We start from the raw sequence: 15,093 nt of genomic DNA on the forward strand, positions 1-15,093 counted from the left end.
AACAATAGGAGAACGCCTCAGGCGTTCTCATGCTGACATCTGTTGCCGGTGATAAATCGGCCAGTCGACAACGGATACGCTTTCAACCGCTGTCGGCTGAAACTTGCGAGCGCCTCAGATTGGGCCCGTCAGCGTGTTGCAATCCGACAGCTTGCCGCTCTTGTAACCGCGCGCCAGCCAGGTCTGCCGCTGTTGCGAAGTGCCGTGGTTGAAGCTTTCCGGAACGACATAGCCCTGCATCTTCTTCTGCAGCGTGTCGTCGCCGATCTGCTTGGCGGCGTTCAGCGCCTCTTCGATGTCGCCCTGCTCCAGAATGCCCTTCTGCCCGGTGAAGTGCGCCCAAACGCCGGCGAAGCAGTCTGCCTGCAGCTCGATGCGCACCGACATCTGGTTGGCTTCCGCCTCGCCCATGGACTGACGCATCTGGTTGAACTTGGGCAGGATGCCGGTGAGGTTCTGCACATGGTGACCGACCTCATGCGCGATCACATAGGCTTGGGCGAAATCGCCCGAAGCGCCGAACTGCTGGTCGAGCTGCTGGAAGAAGGTGGTGTCGAGATAGACCTTGTGGTCGCCGGGACAATAGAACGGGCCGGCTGCCGTCGAGGCGGAGCCGCAGGCCGAGCGGATCTGCCCGCTGAACAGCACCAGCTTCGGATCCTCGTATTTCAGTCCCTGCGACTGGAAGATGCCGGTCCAGGTCTCTTCGGTCTCGGCCAGCACCGTCGCCACGAACTGCTTCATCTCGTCGGAAGCAGGCGTGCCGGCACCCTCGTCCTGGCCGCCGCTGTTGTCGGTGATCTGGCCGCCGCCACCCGGCAACACACCGCCGCTGTCGCCTGTACCCAGGATCTGCGATGGATCGAAGCCGAAATACCATCCGGCCAGCACCACGAGGATGACGAGCAGGATGCTGCCGCCTCCACCGGTGCGGCCGCCGATCGGGACGCGAAACTGGCCAGGGCTGCCGCCGCCGAAACCACCGCCGCCGCTGTCGCTGCGCTCGTCCTCGACATTGTCACTCTGACGGCGGCCCTTCCAGAGCATGGCAACTCCCCGTGATGCAAAATTCCCGGCAGGCCGATGATATGGCCCGGTCCGACCCAACAAACGAATATCCCAATGGTTGCACCAAGTCACAGTATTTTTCGCGCCGCCGGCATCGCGGCTTCGCGCTCTGGTCGAGGCGGCTTGCGCGCTGTAGCATCCGGTTCGAACGGGGGTATCAGGGGCTTGCGGACGATCGGCCGATTTCTGTTGCTGGCGGCGCTGCTGTGCCTCGGCCCGTGGCCGGCGCGCGCCGTGACGCTCGATTCCAGCGTCGCCGTCACCGACCCCGACACATTGCAGGCGCTCGAGCGTGGTGGTCTTTCCATCAGCCGCCTGCTCGGCCCGGCGCTGGGTCTCACCCGCGAGGTCGACAATCGCGGCCTGTTTTCGGTGCGCGCGCTGACCCCGGTGCGCAACGCCGTCAAGCAGGAGATCGCCGACGAGCCCGCCGGCAGTCCCGACCCCTATGTCGCCGCGCTGGCAAAGTCGAAGGACCCCAGCCAGAAATTCAACCCGAAATACATCGACGACGACGGTTCGACGCTGGACCTGACCGGCGTCGTCAACCGCATGGACCGGGGCTATCTCGGCCACACCGAATGCGGCGAGATCAGGCTGATCTACCGTTTCCATTATTCGGTGGCGGAGAAGGCGGCCAAGGGAAAGACGGCACAACGCATTTCGTCGCGCCTGCCGCTGACTATGAGCCTGGTCTTCAACGCCAAGCCCGGCGAGGCGCGGACGCGTGCCTCAAGGGATCGTCCAAGCGCCACCGCCGTGTCGTGTGCCGATGTCGCTAAGCGCTGGCTGGCCGCCGGGCAAAAAGACCTTCCACCCGATCAGCTGGCGGCCTGGCTGCGCTCCGATGAAGGTCCGCTGTCGAACGCCATGCTGAACTCATCGCAGATCATGCGGCTCGAACTCAACATGCAGGTCCTCCGGCTGTCGGCCTCGAGCCGGCGCGATTTCGGCGGCCACGCCGAATATCTCCTCAAGATTTTCAAATGGAACCCGGCGACGTCCACCTTCCTGGAATCGAAGATGGAGAACCAGATCGACAGGAAGGTCGTGCTGGCCGACCGGCCGGCCTTCGCCAAATGGCTGCTGACCGACCGCAACATTTACGACCTCGATCGCGGCCGGCTGGTGATCGACGATAAATTCCTGGCGACCAGCGCCGTCTCGGTCGCACCCGGCGGCATGAGCCGATCACAAAACAACATCGCCTATGGGCTGCTCGACGATGCCGATATCGACAAGGCGCTGCAGGACTATGTCGCCAGGGGCAACGCACTGCGCAGCGTGAAATCGGTGGCCGGCTTCAATCTTCGCCTCAATGAGATGACCTGCACCGGCTGCCACCAGACGCATGGCATTGCCGGCTTCCACTATACCGGCGCCGATCCTTCCAGCGAGCCGCGCCGCAACGCTGTCTTCGTGCCGGGCTCGGCGGTGTTCTTCGCCGATCTGCCGCGCCGGCGCGCCATCGTCGAGGACTTCGCCGCCGGCGGCCATCCGGATTTCTCCCGCGGCTTCGCCGCTCGTCCGGATGCGAAATTCGCGGAGGCGCTGAAAGGCACCGACCTCTACAATGGCTGGGGCTCGATCTGCTACAGCGGCGAGGATGCAAGCTTCAAGGACTGGAGCTGCGGCGAAGGCCTGCGCTGCGCCGGCGTGCATGAAAGCACTATCCATCCTGGCTTCGGCACCTGCGTCAGCCAGGCGGGCACGCAAGTCGGCGATCCCGTCGAGTTCGGTGAGATCAAGATGTCAAAATGGGGCAGCGACCAGTATTGCCGCCTGTCGCCCGCCACCGCAAAGGCCTGCGCCATCGATCCGGCGCGCGATAAGAAACCGCCGATAAAACTCGCCGGCTATGGCGCGGCGCGCCAGCGCTACGACAATCCCGAGCAGAAGACCGGCGGCTTTCCCGGCGGCATGCTGCGCAAGGCCAGCTGCGAAAAGCTGCCCGACGAGGCAAGCTGCGGGCGGCTGGCCAAGACCGGCTTCAACGACTGCATCGCCTCGGGCAAGGACCACAAATTCTGTACCAAGGAATTCACCAAGACCGCCGGCCTGCGCGCCTGCGACAAGGCGCATCCCTGCCGCGAGGACTATATCTGCACCGCCGGCTATGACGATCTGGCCGAGGCCAAGCCCGGCAAGGGCACCTGCATTCCGCCCTATTTTATCTTCCAGTTCCGCGTCGACGGCCATCCGCGCAGCTGGGTACAGGATGTGAGCGAAGAATAGGCCGCGCGTTGCCGCTTGCGATCTCAGCTCTTCTGCTTGGCGCCCGCACTTTTGCCATCGGAACTTTTGGAGCGTTCCTCGAAACGCGCTGCGCCCTTCTTCAGCGGCCGGCCGGTTTCGGCCTCGGTCTTGCGCTCGTCTTTCGCGGCTGCCTGTTTCAATCCCTTTGCAGCCTGCTTGCCCTTCGCGGTCGGTGCTTGTTCAACGCCCATGGTTTCCTCCCTTGACGCGCACCATTCGCGCGCGACGTCAGGAGCAACGTGCGTCGGATGCTGAGGTTCCGGTGGACTTTGGTCCGAGGCACGCAAGCCTTAGCGTAGCGCGATCATCGCCTTGCGAAACGCTTCCAGCGTCTCGGCGCTGACATGATGCTCGATGCCCTCGGCATCGATGCGCGCCGTCTCGGCGCTGACGCCCAGCGAGCGCAAAAAAGCTTCCACCGTTTGGTGACGGATGCGGCTTTCCTCCGCCACCTTGCGGCCAGCATCGGTCAGGAACACGCCGCGATACGGTTTTCTGGAGACGAGCCCGTCGGCGCACAGCCTGGTCAGCATCTTGGCCACCGTCGGCTGGGCGACGCCAAGGCGCGCGGCAATATCGACCTGGCGCGCTTCGTTGCCGTCCTCGATCAGGTCGGCGATCAGCTCGACATAGTCCTCGACCAGCGCGCTGCGACGCGCTTCGCGCGTCTGCCGGAAGCCTGCGGAATGGACATCGGCATCCGGAAGCGGCTCTTCGCGTCGAACCGGTTTGTGCTTCAGCGCCAATACGTGTTTCCTCTTGGCTTCGACAAATCAATCCGCCTTTGCCATTCATAGCACAGGCTTAACTGTTCCAGCCGTTTATTTGCATTCCATGGCAGGCGCAACCGGCGTTTGCGATCACCCCCTGCACGTCCATCGGTTGCCCCATAAGAAGCACATACAATGAAATATAGCATATTGCATAATGTTGAGCCCTGGCATAGATAGGGTGATATCAACCATCCATCCAGTGGAAAGCCCCCTATGTCCGAAGCCGACGCAACCGTGGGATCAGCCTGGCGATTTGACAGGCCTGAGGACAATCCGCCCAGCCTGCGTGAGGTCAATTCCACGATCGCGGTGCCGCAATCCGGCGTCTGGTTCCGCCGTCTGTTCGCCTTCATGGGGCCGGGCTACATGGTTTCGGTCGGCTATATGGACCCGGGCAACTGGGCGACCGACCTCGCCGGCGGCGCCCAGTTCGGCTACACGCTTTTATTTATCATCATGCTGTCCAACCTGATGGCGATCCTGCTGCAGGCGCTCGCCGCCCGGCTTGGCATCGCAACCGGCCGCGACCTCGCCCAGGCTTGCCGCGCCTACTACCCGCGGCCGGTCAGTTTCGTGCTGTGGATCGCCTGCGAACTCGCCATCATCGCCTGCGACCTCGCCGAAGTCATCGGCACGGCGATTGCGCTGCAGCTTCTGTTCGGCATTCCGCTCATCGGCGGCGCCATGCTGACGGCGCTCGACGCCTTCATCGTGCTGTTGTTGATGAACAAGGGTTTCCGCTATCTCGAAGCCTTCGTCATCGCGCTTTTGATCATCATCTTCGGCTGCTTTGCCATCCAGATCTTTGCCGCCGCCCCGCCGGTCGGCTCGATCCTGCATTCGATGTTCGTGCCGTCGACGGAGATCGTCACCAACCCGGCCATGCTCTACATCGCCATCGGCATCATCGGTGCCACGGTGATGCCGCACAATCTCTATTTGCACTCCTCGATCGTGCAGACACGCGCTTATGAGCGGACCGAAAAGGGCAAGCGCGACGCCATCAAATGGGCAACGACCGACTCGACCATCGCGCTGATCCTGGCGCTGTTCGTCAACGCTTCGATCCTGATCGTCTCGGCTGTCGCCTTCCACGGCACCGGCCACCAGGATGTCGCCGAAATCGGACAGGCCTTCGAACTGCTGTCGCCGCTGCTTGGCCTCGGCATCGCCTCGATCCTGTTTGCGGTGGCGCTGCTGGCTTCAGGCCTCAACTCGACGGTGACGGCCACACTGGCCGGCCAGATTGTCATGGAAGGTTTTCTGCGCCTGCGCATTCCGCAATGGGCTCGCCGGGTGCTGACGCGCGGCATCGCGATTGTCCCGGTGGTGGTGGTCACCGCCCTCTATGGCGAAAAGGGTACCGGCCAGTTGCTGGTCTTCAGCCAGGTGATCCTGTCGATGCAGCTTCCCTTCGCGGTCATCCCTCTGGTGCAGTTCGTCTCCGACAAGAAGAAGATGGGCAACCTTGCCATTCCGCGCGGCGTGGCGGCGCTTGCCTGGGTGGTCGCGGCGATTATCCTGGTGCTCAACTTCAAGCTGCTCTACGACACCGTCTTCGGCGTCGGCTGAGTTTCGAGTAGTTCGCCGTTTCGCGGAAATCGCGACCTGCTCTATCTCTTTGTTTTAACGCAATTCCCAAGGGAAAGCGCTACGCGCTTTTCCCGGGAAAACCGCTTCACACTTTTCCTGGAATTGCTCTAGATCGCGACAAACTGGCGGCTTGCGCTATCTTGTTTGTCACCATGACAAGTGTCGAAGACGCCAGGAAATTCTATGCGCAGTTGATGGCAGCCAGTGCCGGCTCGGCCGATCCGCGTCTCGAACAGGCTTTCGCTACGGTGCCGCGCGAGGCCTTTCTCGGTCCCGGACCGTGGACGGTCGTCGCCGGCAGGGCGCTGATCACCGGCAACGGCAAGATCATGACGCCGAGCGCCGATCCCGTTCACATCTATCAGGACGTGCTGGTGGCGCTCGATGCCGAAAAGGGTATCAACAATGGCGAGCCCTCCCTGCACGCCATGTGGATCGGCCGGATCGCCCCCAGACCGGGTGAGGCCGTCACCCATGTCGGCGCCGGCACCGGCTACTACACCGCCTTGCTGGCACGGCTGGTTTCGCCTGGCGCGGTCACCGCCTTCGAACTGGAGGCCGACCTTGCCGCCAAAGCGACAAAGAACCTCGAAACCTATGACAATGTCAGCGTCATTCACGGTGATGCCGTCACGAGCAGTCTGCCGCCTTCCGACATCATCTATGTCAACGCTGGCGTCATCGCCCCGCCGGTTGCCTGGCTGCGAGCGCTAAAGCCCGGCGGCCGCATGATCTTTCCCTGGCGCCCGGCCCAGAGCGTCGGCCTTGCCGTGACGGTGACCCGCACCGACAAGGGCTTTGCCTGCGACCCGTTCATGCGCTCATGGTTCATCCCTTGCGTCGGCGCCTCGGTCGCCAACTCGGCGGCGAAAATCCCCGACCTCCAGCAAGCGGCGCGAAGCCGCTCCATCTGGCTGACATCAGACAGGGCGCCGGACCGCACCGCCACCGCTGTCATCGGCGACGTCTGGTTTTCATCGCAGGCGCTTGGCGGCAGGCGACAGCGGCAATAGGTATTTTGCATCGGCGAGCAGCGATTTTTACCCGGGCCTGTCGGACTGCCGCCTGCCCGTCCGTCCTTGGATCGAAGTCCGGCCCGACGGCGCGGACCAAAGAGAAGGAAAAATCCAATGAGGAAGATCATCGCCGCCACCTTCGTCAGCCTAGACGGCGTCATGCAAGCGCCAGGCGGTCCGGAAGAGGATCCGGTTGGCGGCTTCAAGTTCGGCGGCTGGACCTTCCATTATTTTGACGAGGTGGCCGGCGTGGCCATGGAAGAACTCTTCTCCAAACCCTTCGCGCTGCTGCTCGGCCGCAGAACCTACGACATCTTCGCCGCGTACTGGCCTTACCAGAAAGATCCGATCGGAGATGCCTTCAACCCTGCGACCAAATATGTGGCGACACATCGACCGGACAGCCTGACCTGGGAGAACACACAATGGCTTGGGGAAGACATCGTCGCGGCGTTGCGCCGCCTTAGCCAAGAGGATGGGCCTGACCTGCTCATCCAGGGTTCGGGCGAGTTGATCCAGACTTTGCTGGCCAACGGGCTGATCGATGAAATCCGGCTGATGATCTTCCCGTTATTGCTGGGCAAGGGCAAGCGGCTGTTCGACGGTAGCGCGATGCCGGCCGCCTTCAAGCTGGTCAAGTCGCAAGCGACGACCACCGGCGTCATCATGGCAACCTACGAACGATCAGGCGAGATCAAGGTCGGGTCGTTTGCCACGCAGGAACCGTCCGACGCCGAATTGGAGCGGCGCAAGAACTGGAAGTAGCGGGACGGGCTTGGCACCTTTCCTCTCCCTCCGGAGGGGGGAGAGGTGGCGCTGCGAAGCAGCGACGGAGTGGGGGAAGCCGCTCGTCAATCGTGCAGTCACCGCAAGACAGGCACAACCAAGCGCGGCAAGAAGACTCAGGCCAGCGGCAATCAGCCGGAAGCATTGCTCGATAAAAGATCGACCCCCACTCCGTCCCCCGATCGACGGGGGAGAGGAAACCAGGCGCCTAAGCCGCCACCGCCCGCCGTACCAGCCCATCCCTGATATACCGCGCGAATTCCTGCGCGGCCGGCGCTGCGCCGTACTTGGGCAGGTGCAAATTGATCGCGAAATTCGGCAGCGGCGGCAGCCCTGAATCGAAAGGCAGAATGTCGAGGTCGGCAGGCACGGTGGAGGCGAGCCAGGCGGTGACTGCGAGGTCGGAGCGCACCGTCGCGGTCGTGGCGTCGATGTTACCGTTTTCGAACACGGTGCGCCATTCCAGCCCGTGCTCGTTCAGCGCGGCCAGCACCGCCGGGCGGAAGCCGCAGGTGTCGGCGACGATCGACACCGGCAGCGGTCGCTTGGCGCGGGCAACGCCGCCCTTCGCCCCGACCCAGACCAGCCGGTCGATGACCAGACATTCGCCGGCCGACGAACCGACCCGTTCCTCGATGACGGCAAGATCGATGGTGCCGGCCGCAAGGGCAGCAGTAAGGTCCGGCGAGGCAGCACAGAGCAGCGATATCTCGACCCGCGGATAGGCCTCGGCATAGACCTTCAGCACCGGCGCCAGCAAGGTGCCGACAAGGTCATAGGGCACGCCGAGCCGCACCTTGCCGGCAACTTCCGTGCCCACCATCTCGGTCCAGATTTCGTCATTGAGGCCAAGCAGCCGCTTTGCCTTGCCGAACAACCGTTCGCCGGGCCGTGTCAGCCGCAAGCCGCGCCGGTCGCGCTCGAACAGGCTGCAGCCCAGCGCCTCCTCCAGCCGCTTAACCTGCTGGCTGACGGCGCCTTGCGTCAGGTGCAGCGCGTTCGCCGCCGCCGTCATGCTCGCCTTGTCGGCGACGGTGACGAAGGTGCGGATTAGCGCCATGTCGAGATTTCGGATCATGGCCTGCATTATATCTGCTAATGCCGGGCATCGCAAACATTGCATTTACTGAAGTAGGCACGCCGCTACGATGGAGCCCTCACCGAGGAAGCCCGTATGCTCGAGCCCATCATTCCCCTTGTCGTTTTTGCGATCATCGCGACCGGCACGCCTGGCATTGCGACCACACTGTCGACGGCCTCCGGTGCACAATTCGGCTTCCGCCGTTCCGTCCCGCTGATGACGGGCAGCGCCACCGGTCTTGCCACGGTGACGGGAGCCGCGGCCGCCGGGCTCGCCGGCCTGCTGCTCGCAGTGCCATCATTACAGCTGGCGATGAAACTTGTCGGCTCGCTCTATCTCGTCTGGCTGGCGATCAAGATCGGCCGCGCCGGGCCGCCCAATCTCGATGTCACGATGGCCAAGCCCACCAGTTTCCTCAGCGGCGCCGGCATCCAATGGTTGAACCCAAAGGGCTGGGCGATGGGTCTGGGCGCAGCGGCATCGTTCGCAGCACTTGCCGACGGACCGGGACAACTTGCACTGCTGCTCGGCTCGACCTTTGGCCTGGCGGCCGCTGTGATGTTGTCCATCTGGTGCGTCGCCGGCATGGTGCTGGCACGGCTGCTCAAGACCGAATGGCAATGGCGCGCGCTCAACATCGTGCTGGCGCTGGTGCTGGCGGCCTCGATCATTCCGATGTGGCGAGGGGCTTAGCCGTAGAAGTCGCGCCAGTACCCCCACCCGGACCCTCGGTCCGACCTCCCCACAAGGGGGAGGTAGGGAGCGCACTCACCCTTCCCCCTGTGGGGAGGGTCGCGAACGAAGTGAGCGGATGGGGGTTCGCGAAGCGAACCAGCCCTACTCAAGCAGCGTAGCGCGCCGCCGGCTTGTCGGCGTGCAGGCTGCCGTAGAAAGCCTGCCTTGCGCCGAGGAAGGTGTCGAGCTTGGCCGCATCGGCAAGCGCCGGCACGGTGACGGCTTCACCCCTGGCGAGACCCACAAGGGCCGCATCGACCATATCGTCGGCGCTCATGATGATTTCCTTCGGCAGCTGGTCGATATCGCTGCCGGCAAGCTCCCAGAAATCGGTGCGGGTCGCACCCGGCAGCACTGCCTGTATCTTCACATTGGTGCCGGCGACCTCGCGGTGCAGCCCTTCGGTGAAGTTGACGACATAGGCCTTGGTGCCGCTGTAGATACCGCCGAACGAGGTCTCATAGGCAAGCACCGAGGCGATGTTGACGATGGCGCCCCGGTTGCGCGCCAAAAGCCCCGGCAGCACGGCGCGGGTCAGGCGGGTCAAGGCGATGACGTTGACCTTGATCATGCGCTCGGCCTCGTCGGCGTCGGCGGTTGCCACCACGGCCTGGCCGCCAATGCCGGCATTGTTGACCAGCAGCGTCACGCTGTCGTCGGCTGCGATCGCCTGCTCGACGCGGCGCACATCATTGTCGTCGGCGAGATCTGCGGCAATCACGCTGACCTTGCGCTTGTAGGCATAACGCAGCTTTTCAGCCAATTCCTCGAGCCGGTCGGCGCGCCGCGCCACCAGCACCAGATCATAGCCCTGCCCTGCCAGCCGGTCTGCATAGACCGCTCCGATGCCCGCAGATGCGCCGGTGATGACTGCGGTGCCCTTGTTGTCCTGTCCACTCATTGTTGTGTTCCTTTTTAGCTGCCCGGCGAGATGGGATGTCCCCCGCTCGCCGCCTGATTTCCAATTAGTGGCATATACCACTATCAGGGAAATAGGTATATGCCACTATCTTGTCAACGGAGGCGACAGAAACTATTTCTGCGGTAGGCCGGCGGCGCTTTTGCCGGCCAAGGAGTCATGATGACCAAGACTGCGATGCCGGGATTCAGCCCTTGCAACAATGCCACGCTGCGGCGCGCCGCGCGCAAGCTCAGCCGCTTCTATGACGATGTGATCGCGCCTTCTGGCCTGAAGGGCACGCAATACGGCCTGCTCTACCAGATCTATGTCGGCAGCGAGCCGGCGATGGGCACCATAGCCGAAGAGATGGTCATGGATCTGTCGGCGCTCGGCCACACGCTGAAGCCGCTGATCCGCGACGGCTATATCGAGACCTTCGCCGACAAGGACGATCGCCGCATCAAGCGGGTGCGGCTGACAACCCAAGGCCTCGCCAAGCTCGAAGAGGCGACGAAACTGTGGAGCACTGCCCAGCAGCGCTTCGAGGACATGGTCGGCAGGCAACGGGCGGCCGATCTGCGCGCCATGCTGGATGAAGTCGCGGAGCTGGATTACGAAGTACCGCCGGCCGCCCCTTCAAGCTGAAGAAGCGGCCGGCGATCATATCTGGAAACGGCATTACTCCGCCGGCACGGCGACCGGTCGAGCCGCCCAGCGGCCGGCCAGCACCACACCAAGCCCGATCAGCGGGAAGATTGCGGCGACGAGGCCGAGATCGGCCGGCACGCCGTAGCGCAACACCGCACCGCCGACCACCGCGCCCAGCGCCACGCCGAGATAGAGCGCCGAGGCGTTGAGCGACAGCACGATGGGGGCTGCGTCGGGCGCCAGCTTGATGATGCGGCTGGCCTGCGCCGGTGGGAACGCCCAGCCGACCATGCCCCACGGCACCATCAGGGCCATCAGCACCGGCCCGGCGATATGCTGCGGCAGGAAGGTCGGCACGACAGAAAGCATGACCAGCATGGCCGCGCTGAGCGCCAGCGACCAGCCGACGGTGCGCGTCGCACCGAACCGGTCGGCCGCCTGGCCGCCGGCAATGTTGCCTATGACGGCGCCGACGCCGAAGGCGAGCAGCATGCCGGGCAGCGCAATCGGGTTCAGGCCGCCGCTCTGGATGGCAAGCGGGGCGATATAGGAAAAGACCGAGAAGGCGCCGATCAGGGCCAGAGCCGTCGTCAAAAGGATCGGCATGACGCCGGGGCGCAGTGCGGCGGCCAGCCGCCGGCGCAGCGGCAGCCTGGTGCCGACAATGCCGCGCGGCAGCCTGTACCACAGGATGGCGCCGACCAGCGCGCCGAGCCCGGCAATGGCAAAGAAGGTGCCGCGCCAGCCGGCTATGGTAGCCACCAGCGCGCCGAGCGGTGCGCCGAGCGCAACCGCCACCGTGGTGCCGCCGACGACGACGGCAATGGCGCGCGCCCGGTGATGGTCATCGACCAGCGCCACCGCCGTGCCTTGCGCGGTTGCCGCAAACAGGCCCGACGACAGTGCCATGATGATGCGGGCAATGAGCAGCAGTTCGAAGGACGAGCTTAGTGCTGCCACCAGATTGCCGATGACGAAGAACACCAGCGTCCACAGGATGACGCGGCGCCGGTCCCATTCGCCGGTCAGCGTCGCCAGGATCGGCGTGCCGATGGCATAGGCGAGCGCGAAGGCGGTGATCAGCGTGCCGGCGAGCGGAATGGAGATGCCGGCATCGCCGGCGATATCGGGCAGCAGGCTGGAAATGACAAAGCCTTCGGTCGAGATCGTGAACGATCCGAGCGCAAGCCAGAAGAGGCGCTTGTCCATTGCGTGTGTCCTTAGTTCAAAACTTATTGAACAATTGGACATAGCAGGGCATGATGTCAATGAAGCCAGGCGAAAATAACTGAAGCCTGCTGACAGCCCTGTGTCAGGACAGCCATTGGGCCAATCGCGAAACGGAGAAACACTGTGCATGCCCCGAGGAAAGATGGACGCGTTGAAATCGCCACCGACTGTGCTTAGTTTCGGGCCATGACCTTGCCGCACCCCAACACAGACCAGATCAGCCTGCCGATCGTGCTCGGCGTGCTTGGCGACCCGACCAGGCTCGCCATCGTGCGCTATCTCGCCAGCAAGCAAGGCGTGCCGCTGAACTGCAGCCAGTTCCTCGACCTCGGCTCGAAGACCAATCTCAGCTATCACCTCGCCAAACTGCGCGAGGCCGGCGTCACCCGCGCCGAGGTGGTCGGCACCAACCGCATGATCACGCTGCGCCGCGCCGATCTCGACGCCCGCTTCCCCGGCCTGCTCGACAGCGTCATTGCGGCGGCTGGCGACGACCCTGCCCTTCCGGCGGTCGGAGGCCACGACATCGAACTGCCGGCTTGAGGCTGCAGGTTCGCAAGTAAGGTTTCTGCCGCTCCTAGCGCTGCCAAAAACCGATATGCGGGGCGAGAAGCTCCTCTTCCATCTCGGGGAAGGGACCGTGAACCTCGACCGGCTTCTGCCCGGAGGCGAGGACTGTGCGCGACGAGAGGTTCATCGTCGGATTCTCGGCGTGGTCGCCAGTCAGCGCGAGAAGCTTGGTCTCCTCGTAGCCGTAGACCAGCCGGCCGATATTGGCCCAGTAGAGCGTTCCGGTGCACATCGCACAGGGCTCGCCGGTTGTGACCAGCGTGCAGGACCACAGGAATTCCGGCGAATAGGCGTCCGCCGCACGCCGGGAGAGTTCGGTTTCGGCGTGGCGGACGGTGTTGATGTTGCCTTGCTGCATCAGGATGCGATCGTCGGGACCGACGAGCACGCAGCCGAAAGGATGATGCCCGTGCGCGGCAGTCTCGCGCGCCACGTCATTGGCGGCGCGGAGGTGGGCAACCATCTGGTCGCGGGTCATCGCCTGGTCCCTCCCAACGGCTTGGAAAGGTAGCAGATGGAGTGCTTCCGCGAAAGCCACGGGTGGGCTCCCGGCTGTCTCCACCGCTCTCAAGGGCTTGATACCGAAGGCACGGGCTTGATAACGAAGACGGGCCGCAAAGCCTCCAACGCGGCTGCACCAGGGAGCCCGCCGCATGCGCATCGCCGTTCTCGCCGACATCCACGGCAACGTCCTGGCGCTGGATGCCGTGCTCGACGACCTCAAGCGGCGCGGTGGCGCCGATCTCACCATCAATCTCGGCGATTGCGTCTCCGGCCCGCTCTGGCCGCGCGAGACGTTCGAGCGGCTCGAAGCGCTCGACCTGCCGACCGTGCGCGGCAATCACGACCGCCGCGTCGCCGTCGATCCGGCCGACGAGACGATGTGGGCTTCCGACCGCTACGCGCAGGAGCGGCTGACGGAGGCGCAGCGCGAAGCCCTGTTCGCCTTGCCCTTCACGCTGGAGATCGTTCCCGGCGTGGTCGCCTTCCATGCCAGGCCCGACCATGATGAGAAATATCTGCTCGACGCGATCGTCGATGGCCAACTGGTGCGCGCACCGCTTGCGACTATTCAGCGGCGGCTGAAGCCGCTCGACCCCACCTGCCGCATCGTGCTGTGCGGACACAGCCACCGCCCAGAGCTGATCCGCATCCCCGACGGCCCGGTGATCTTCAACCCCGGCAGCGTCGGCGCCCCTGCCTATGACGACGACACGCCGCCGGCGCATGTTGCGGAGCAAGGCAGCCCGCATGCACGCTACGGCATCGTCACCTTGGATGGTGAAGGACCCGACCGTTTCGAGACCATCGCCGTCGACTACGACCACGAAGCGGCGGCCATTCAGGCTGAACAGGCGGGGCGGCCGGAATGGGCGCATGCGCTCAGAACCGGCTTCATGCCCAAATCCTCTGGGCAAGGCTCCGTTTGACGCACAGCCGTGCCCTGCGCCGCCCTCCCGGCACCAAACATCGGACGCATTTTCGGACTTACATGGCGCCGTATCGTCCCTTATAAAACCGCCTCGGCATGCGGCAGGACCTGCCGCGGCAAAGGCACAGAGTATCAGTGCACGGCCAATGATGAGGCGCATCGTTACGCTCCGAACAAGTTTGCATGCGCTGATTGCCGCTCCGCTGCTGACGGCGGCCTGGCCGGCTGTTGTCCCGGCCCACGCCGAAGAGGTGCCCTTCATCTCCATCGTCACCGGGCTTGCCCCCGACGATCTGCTCAACATCCGCGCCAAGCCATCGCCGATGGGCAAGACCGAGGCGCGGGTGGCTGCCGGCGCGAGCGTGCGCAACCTCGGCTGCAACGACATTGACGGACATCCCTGGTGCAAGGTTGTTTCAGACAATCCCAAAGTCACCGGCTGGGCGCCGGCGCGCTATCTCGTTCCGGTCAATCCGGCGACCGTAGCCGAATCCGACCAGCCGGCGGATGCGTCCACTGTCGCCACGACCAACGATGCCGGTCAGACGCCGGACGCCACGACGTCGCCACCGCCGGTCCCGCCCGACCTTACCGAGCGTCTCGGCGGCACGGACCAAGACGCACCGAAATCCATCGCCGCGATCGGCAGGACCGCGATGGACGATGCCTATGGCATGGCGTTCGCGGCGATCGAGCCCTCCCCTGCTCCGCCCGCGCCCGGCATCCCCTGCGCGCGCCATGTCGGCGAGCCGATGACCCAGTGCCAAATAAGCGTCGCCCATACCGGCGGCGACAGCGCCGTGACCGTGACCTGGCCGGACGGCGGCGCGCGCATCATCAGCTTCCATGGCGGCTTGCCAGTCGGCTCCGACTCTGCCGACGAATTCCGCTTCACCCGCGAAGGCAGCTTGAACATGATCCGCATCGGCACCTCCGAGCGCTTCGAGATCACCGACGCCGTGGCGACCGGGGATTAGGGTTCGGCGCCGTCGCAAATGGATTCT

16 protein-coding genes are annotated in these 15,093 nt (G+C 64.2%); 9 read left to right on the forward strand and 7 right to left on the reverse strand.

The genetic code is table 11. The features are described from left to right. Positions 1 to 114: 114 nt before the first annotated feature. Positions 115 to 1,047: a KPN_02809 family neutral zinc metallopeptidase gene (gene ypfJ, locus AC04SH_RS14740; protein ID WP_477236911.1), complete on the reverse strand. Its 933-nt coding sequence runs from the start codon at positions 1,045 to 1,047 to the stop codon at positions 115 to 117. Positions 1,048 to 1,233: 186 nt separating this feature from the next. Here ypfJ and AC04SH_RS14745 point away from each other — a divergent pair, with 186 nt between their 5' ends. Further along, positions 1,234 to 3,303: a hypothetical protein gene (locus tag AC04SH_RS14745; protein ID WP_488575574.1), complete on the forward strand. Its 2,070-nt coding sequence runs from the start codon at positions 1,234 to 1,236 to the stop codon at positions 3,301 to 3,303. Between the two features lie 23 nt (positions 3,304 to 3,326). Here AC04SH_RS14745 and AC04SH_RS14750 read toward each other — a convergent pair whose 3' ends face one another. After that, complete coding sequence (locus AC04SH_RS14750) at positions 3,327 to 3,515, reverse strand: hypothetical protein (protein ID WP_477236907.1); 189 nt, start codon at positions 3,513 to 3,515, stop codon at positions 3,327 to 3,329. A gap of 99 nt (positions 3,516 to 3,614) precedes the next feature. After that, complete coding sequence (gene mntR / locus AC04SH_RS14755; protein WP_488575575.1) at positions 3,615 to 4,070, reverse strand: manganese-binding transcriptional regulator MntR; 456 nt, start codon at positions 4,068 to 4,070, stop codon at positions 3,615 to 3,617. A gap of 240 nt (positions 4,071 to 4,310) precedes the next feature. Between mntR and AC04SH_RS14760 the strand changes: the two genes are divergently transcribed. From AC04SH_RS14760 to AC04SH_RS14770, 3 genes are all read left to right on the forward strand, one after another. After that, on the forward strand, positions 4,311 to 5,669 hold the full coding sequence (locus tag AC04SH_RS14760; RefSeq protein ID WP_488575576.1) for an Nramp family divalent metal transporter: 1,359 nt from the start codon (positions 4,311 to 4,313) through the stop codon (positions 5,667 to 5,669). A 173-nt stretch (positions 5,670 to 5,842) separates the two neighbouring features. Continuing rightward, positions 5,843 to 6,703 (forward strand): protein-L-isoaspartate O-methyltransferase family protein, encoded by an 861-nt coding sequence (locus AC04SH_RS14765; RefSeq protein ID WP_488575577.1) that lies wholly within the window; start codon positions 5,843 to 5,845, stop codon positions 6,701 to 6,703. 117 nt (positions 6,704 to 6,820) lie between these two features. Continuing rightward, positions 6,821 to 7,471: a dihydrofolate reductase family protein gene (locus AC04SH_RS14770; RefSeq protein WP_488575578.1), complete on the forward strand. Its 651-nt coding sequence runs from the start codon at positions 6,821 to 6,823 to the stop codon at positions 7,469 to 7,471. 229 nt (positions 7,472 to 7,700) lie between these two features. Here AC04SH_RS14770 and AC04SH_RS14775 read toward each other — a convergent pair whose 3' ends face one another. Further along, positions 7,701 to 8,579 carry a LysR family transcriptional regulator gene (locus AC04SH_RS14775; RefSeq protein ID WP_488575579.1) on the reverse strand — a complete coding sequence of 293 codons (879 nt, stop codon included), beginning with the start codon at positions 8,577 to 8,579 and terminating at the stop codon, positions 7,701 to 7,703. An 87-nt stretch (positions 8,580 to 8,666) separates the two neighbouring features. Between AC04SH_RS14775 and AC04SH_RS14780 the strand changes: the two genes are divergently transcribed. Then, a complete protein-coding gene (locus AC04SH_RS14780) occupies positions 8,667 to 9,266 on the forward strand; it encodes a LysE family translocator (protein ID WP_477236895.1) in 600 nt (199 codons plus the stop codon). 148 nt (positions 9,267 to 9,414) lie between these two features. Here AC04SH_RS14780 and AC04SH_RS14785 read toward each other — a convergent pair whose 3' ends face one another. Further along, entirely contained in the window at positions 9,415 to 10,209 is a 795-nt protein-coding gene (locus tag AC04SH_RS14785) for an SDR family NAD(P)-dependent oxidoreductase (RefSeq protein ID WP_488575580.1), read from the reverse strand. A 180-nt stretch (positions 10,210 to 10,389) separates the two neighbouring features. On the opposite strand from AC04SH_RS14785, the gene AC04SH_RS14790 reads away from it, so the two are divergent. Beyond that, complete coding sequence (locus AC04SH_RS14790; protein WP_352589724.1) at positions 10,390 to 10,854, forward strand: MarR family winged helix-turn-helix transcriptional regulator; 465 nt, start codon at positions 10,390 to 10,392, stop codon at positions 10,852 to 10,854. 33 nt (positions 10,855 to 10,887) lie between these two features. Here AC04SH_RS14790 and AC04SH_RS14795 read toward each other — a convergent pair whose 3' ends face one another. Next, entirely contained in the window at positions 10,888 to 12,066 is a 1,179-nt protein-coding gene (locus AC04SH_RS14795; RefSeq protein WP_488575581.1) for an MFS transporter, read from the reverse strand. Positions 12,067 to 12,273: 207 nt separating this feature from the next. Between AC04SH_RS14795 and AC04SH_RS14800 the strand changes: the two genes are divergently transcribed. Further along, complete coding sequence (locus tag AC04SH_RS14800) at positions 12,274 to 12,630, forward strand: ArsR/SmtB family transcription factor (RefSeq protein ID WP_488575582.1); 357 nt, start codon at positions 12,274 to 12,276, stop codon at positions 12,628 to 12,630. A gap of 34 nt (positions 12,631 to 12,664) precedes the next feature. On the opposite strand, the gene AC04SH_RS14805 is transcribed toward AC04SH_RS14800, so the two are convergent. After that, positions 12,665 to 13,135 carry a nucleoside deaminase gene (locus AC04SH_RS14805; protein WP_488575583.1) on the reverse strand — a complete coding sequence of 157 codons (471 nt, stop codon included), beginning with the start codon at positions 13,133 to 13,135 and terminating at the stop codon, positions 12,665 to 12,667. A gap of 175 nt (positions 13,136 to 13,310) precedes the next feature. Here AC04SH_RS14805 and AC04SH_RS14810 point away from each other — a divergent pair, with 175 nt between their 5' ends. Beyond that, positions 13,311 to 14,087 carry a metallophosphoesterase family protein gene (locus AC04SH_RS14810; RefSeq protein ID WP_488575584.1) on the forward strand — a complete coding sequence of 259 codons (777 nt, stop codon included), beginning with the start codon at positions 13,311 to 13,313 and terminating at the stop codon, positions 14,085 to 14,087. Between the two features lie 151 nt (positions 14,088 to 14,238). Beyond that, a complete protein-coding gene (locus AC04SH_RS14815) occupies positions 14,239 to 15,066 on the forward strand; it encodes an SH3 domain-containing protein (RefSeq protein WP_488575585.1) in 828 nt (275 codons plus the stop codon). The last annotated feature ends 27 nt before the right edge of the window (positions 15,067 to 15,093 follow it).

Source organism: Mesorhizobium sp. CNPSo 4688 (assembly GCF_057784295.1).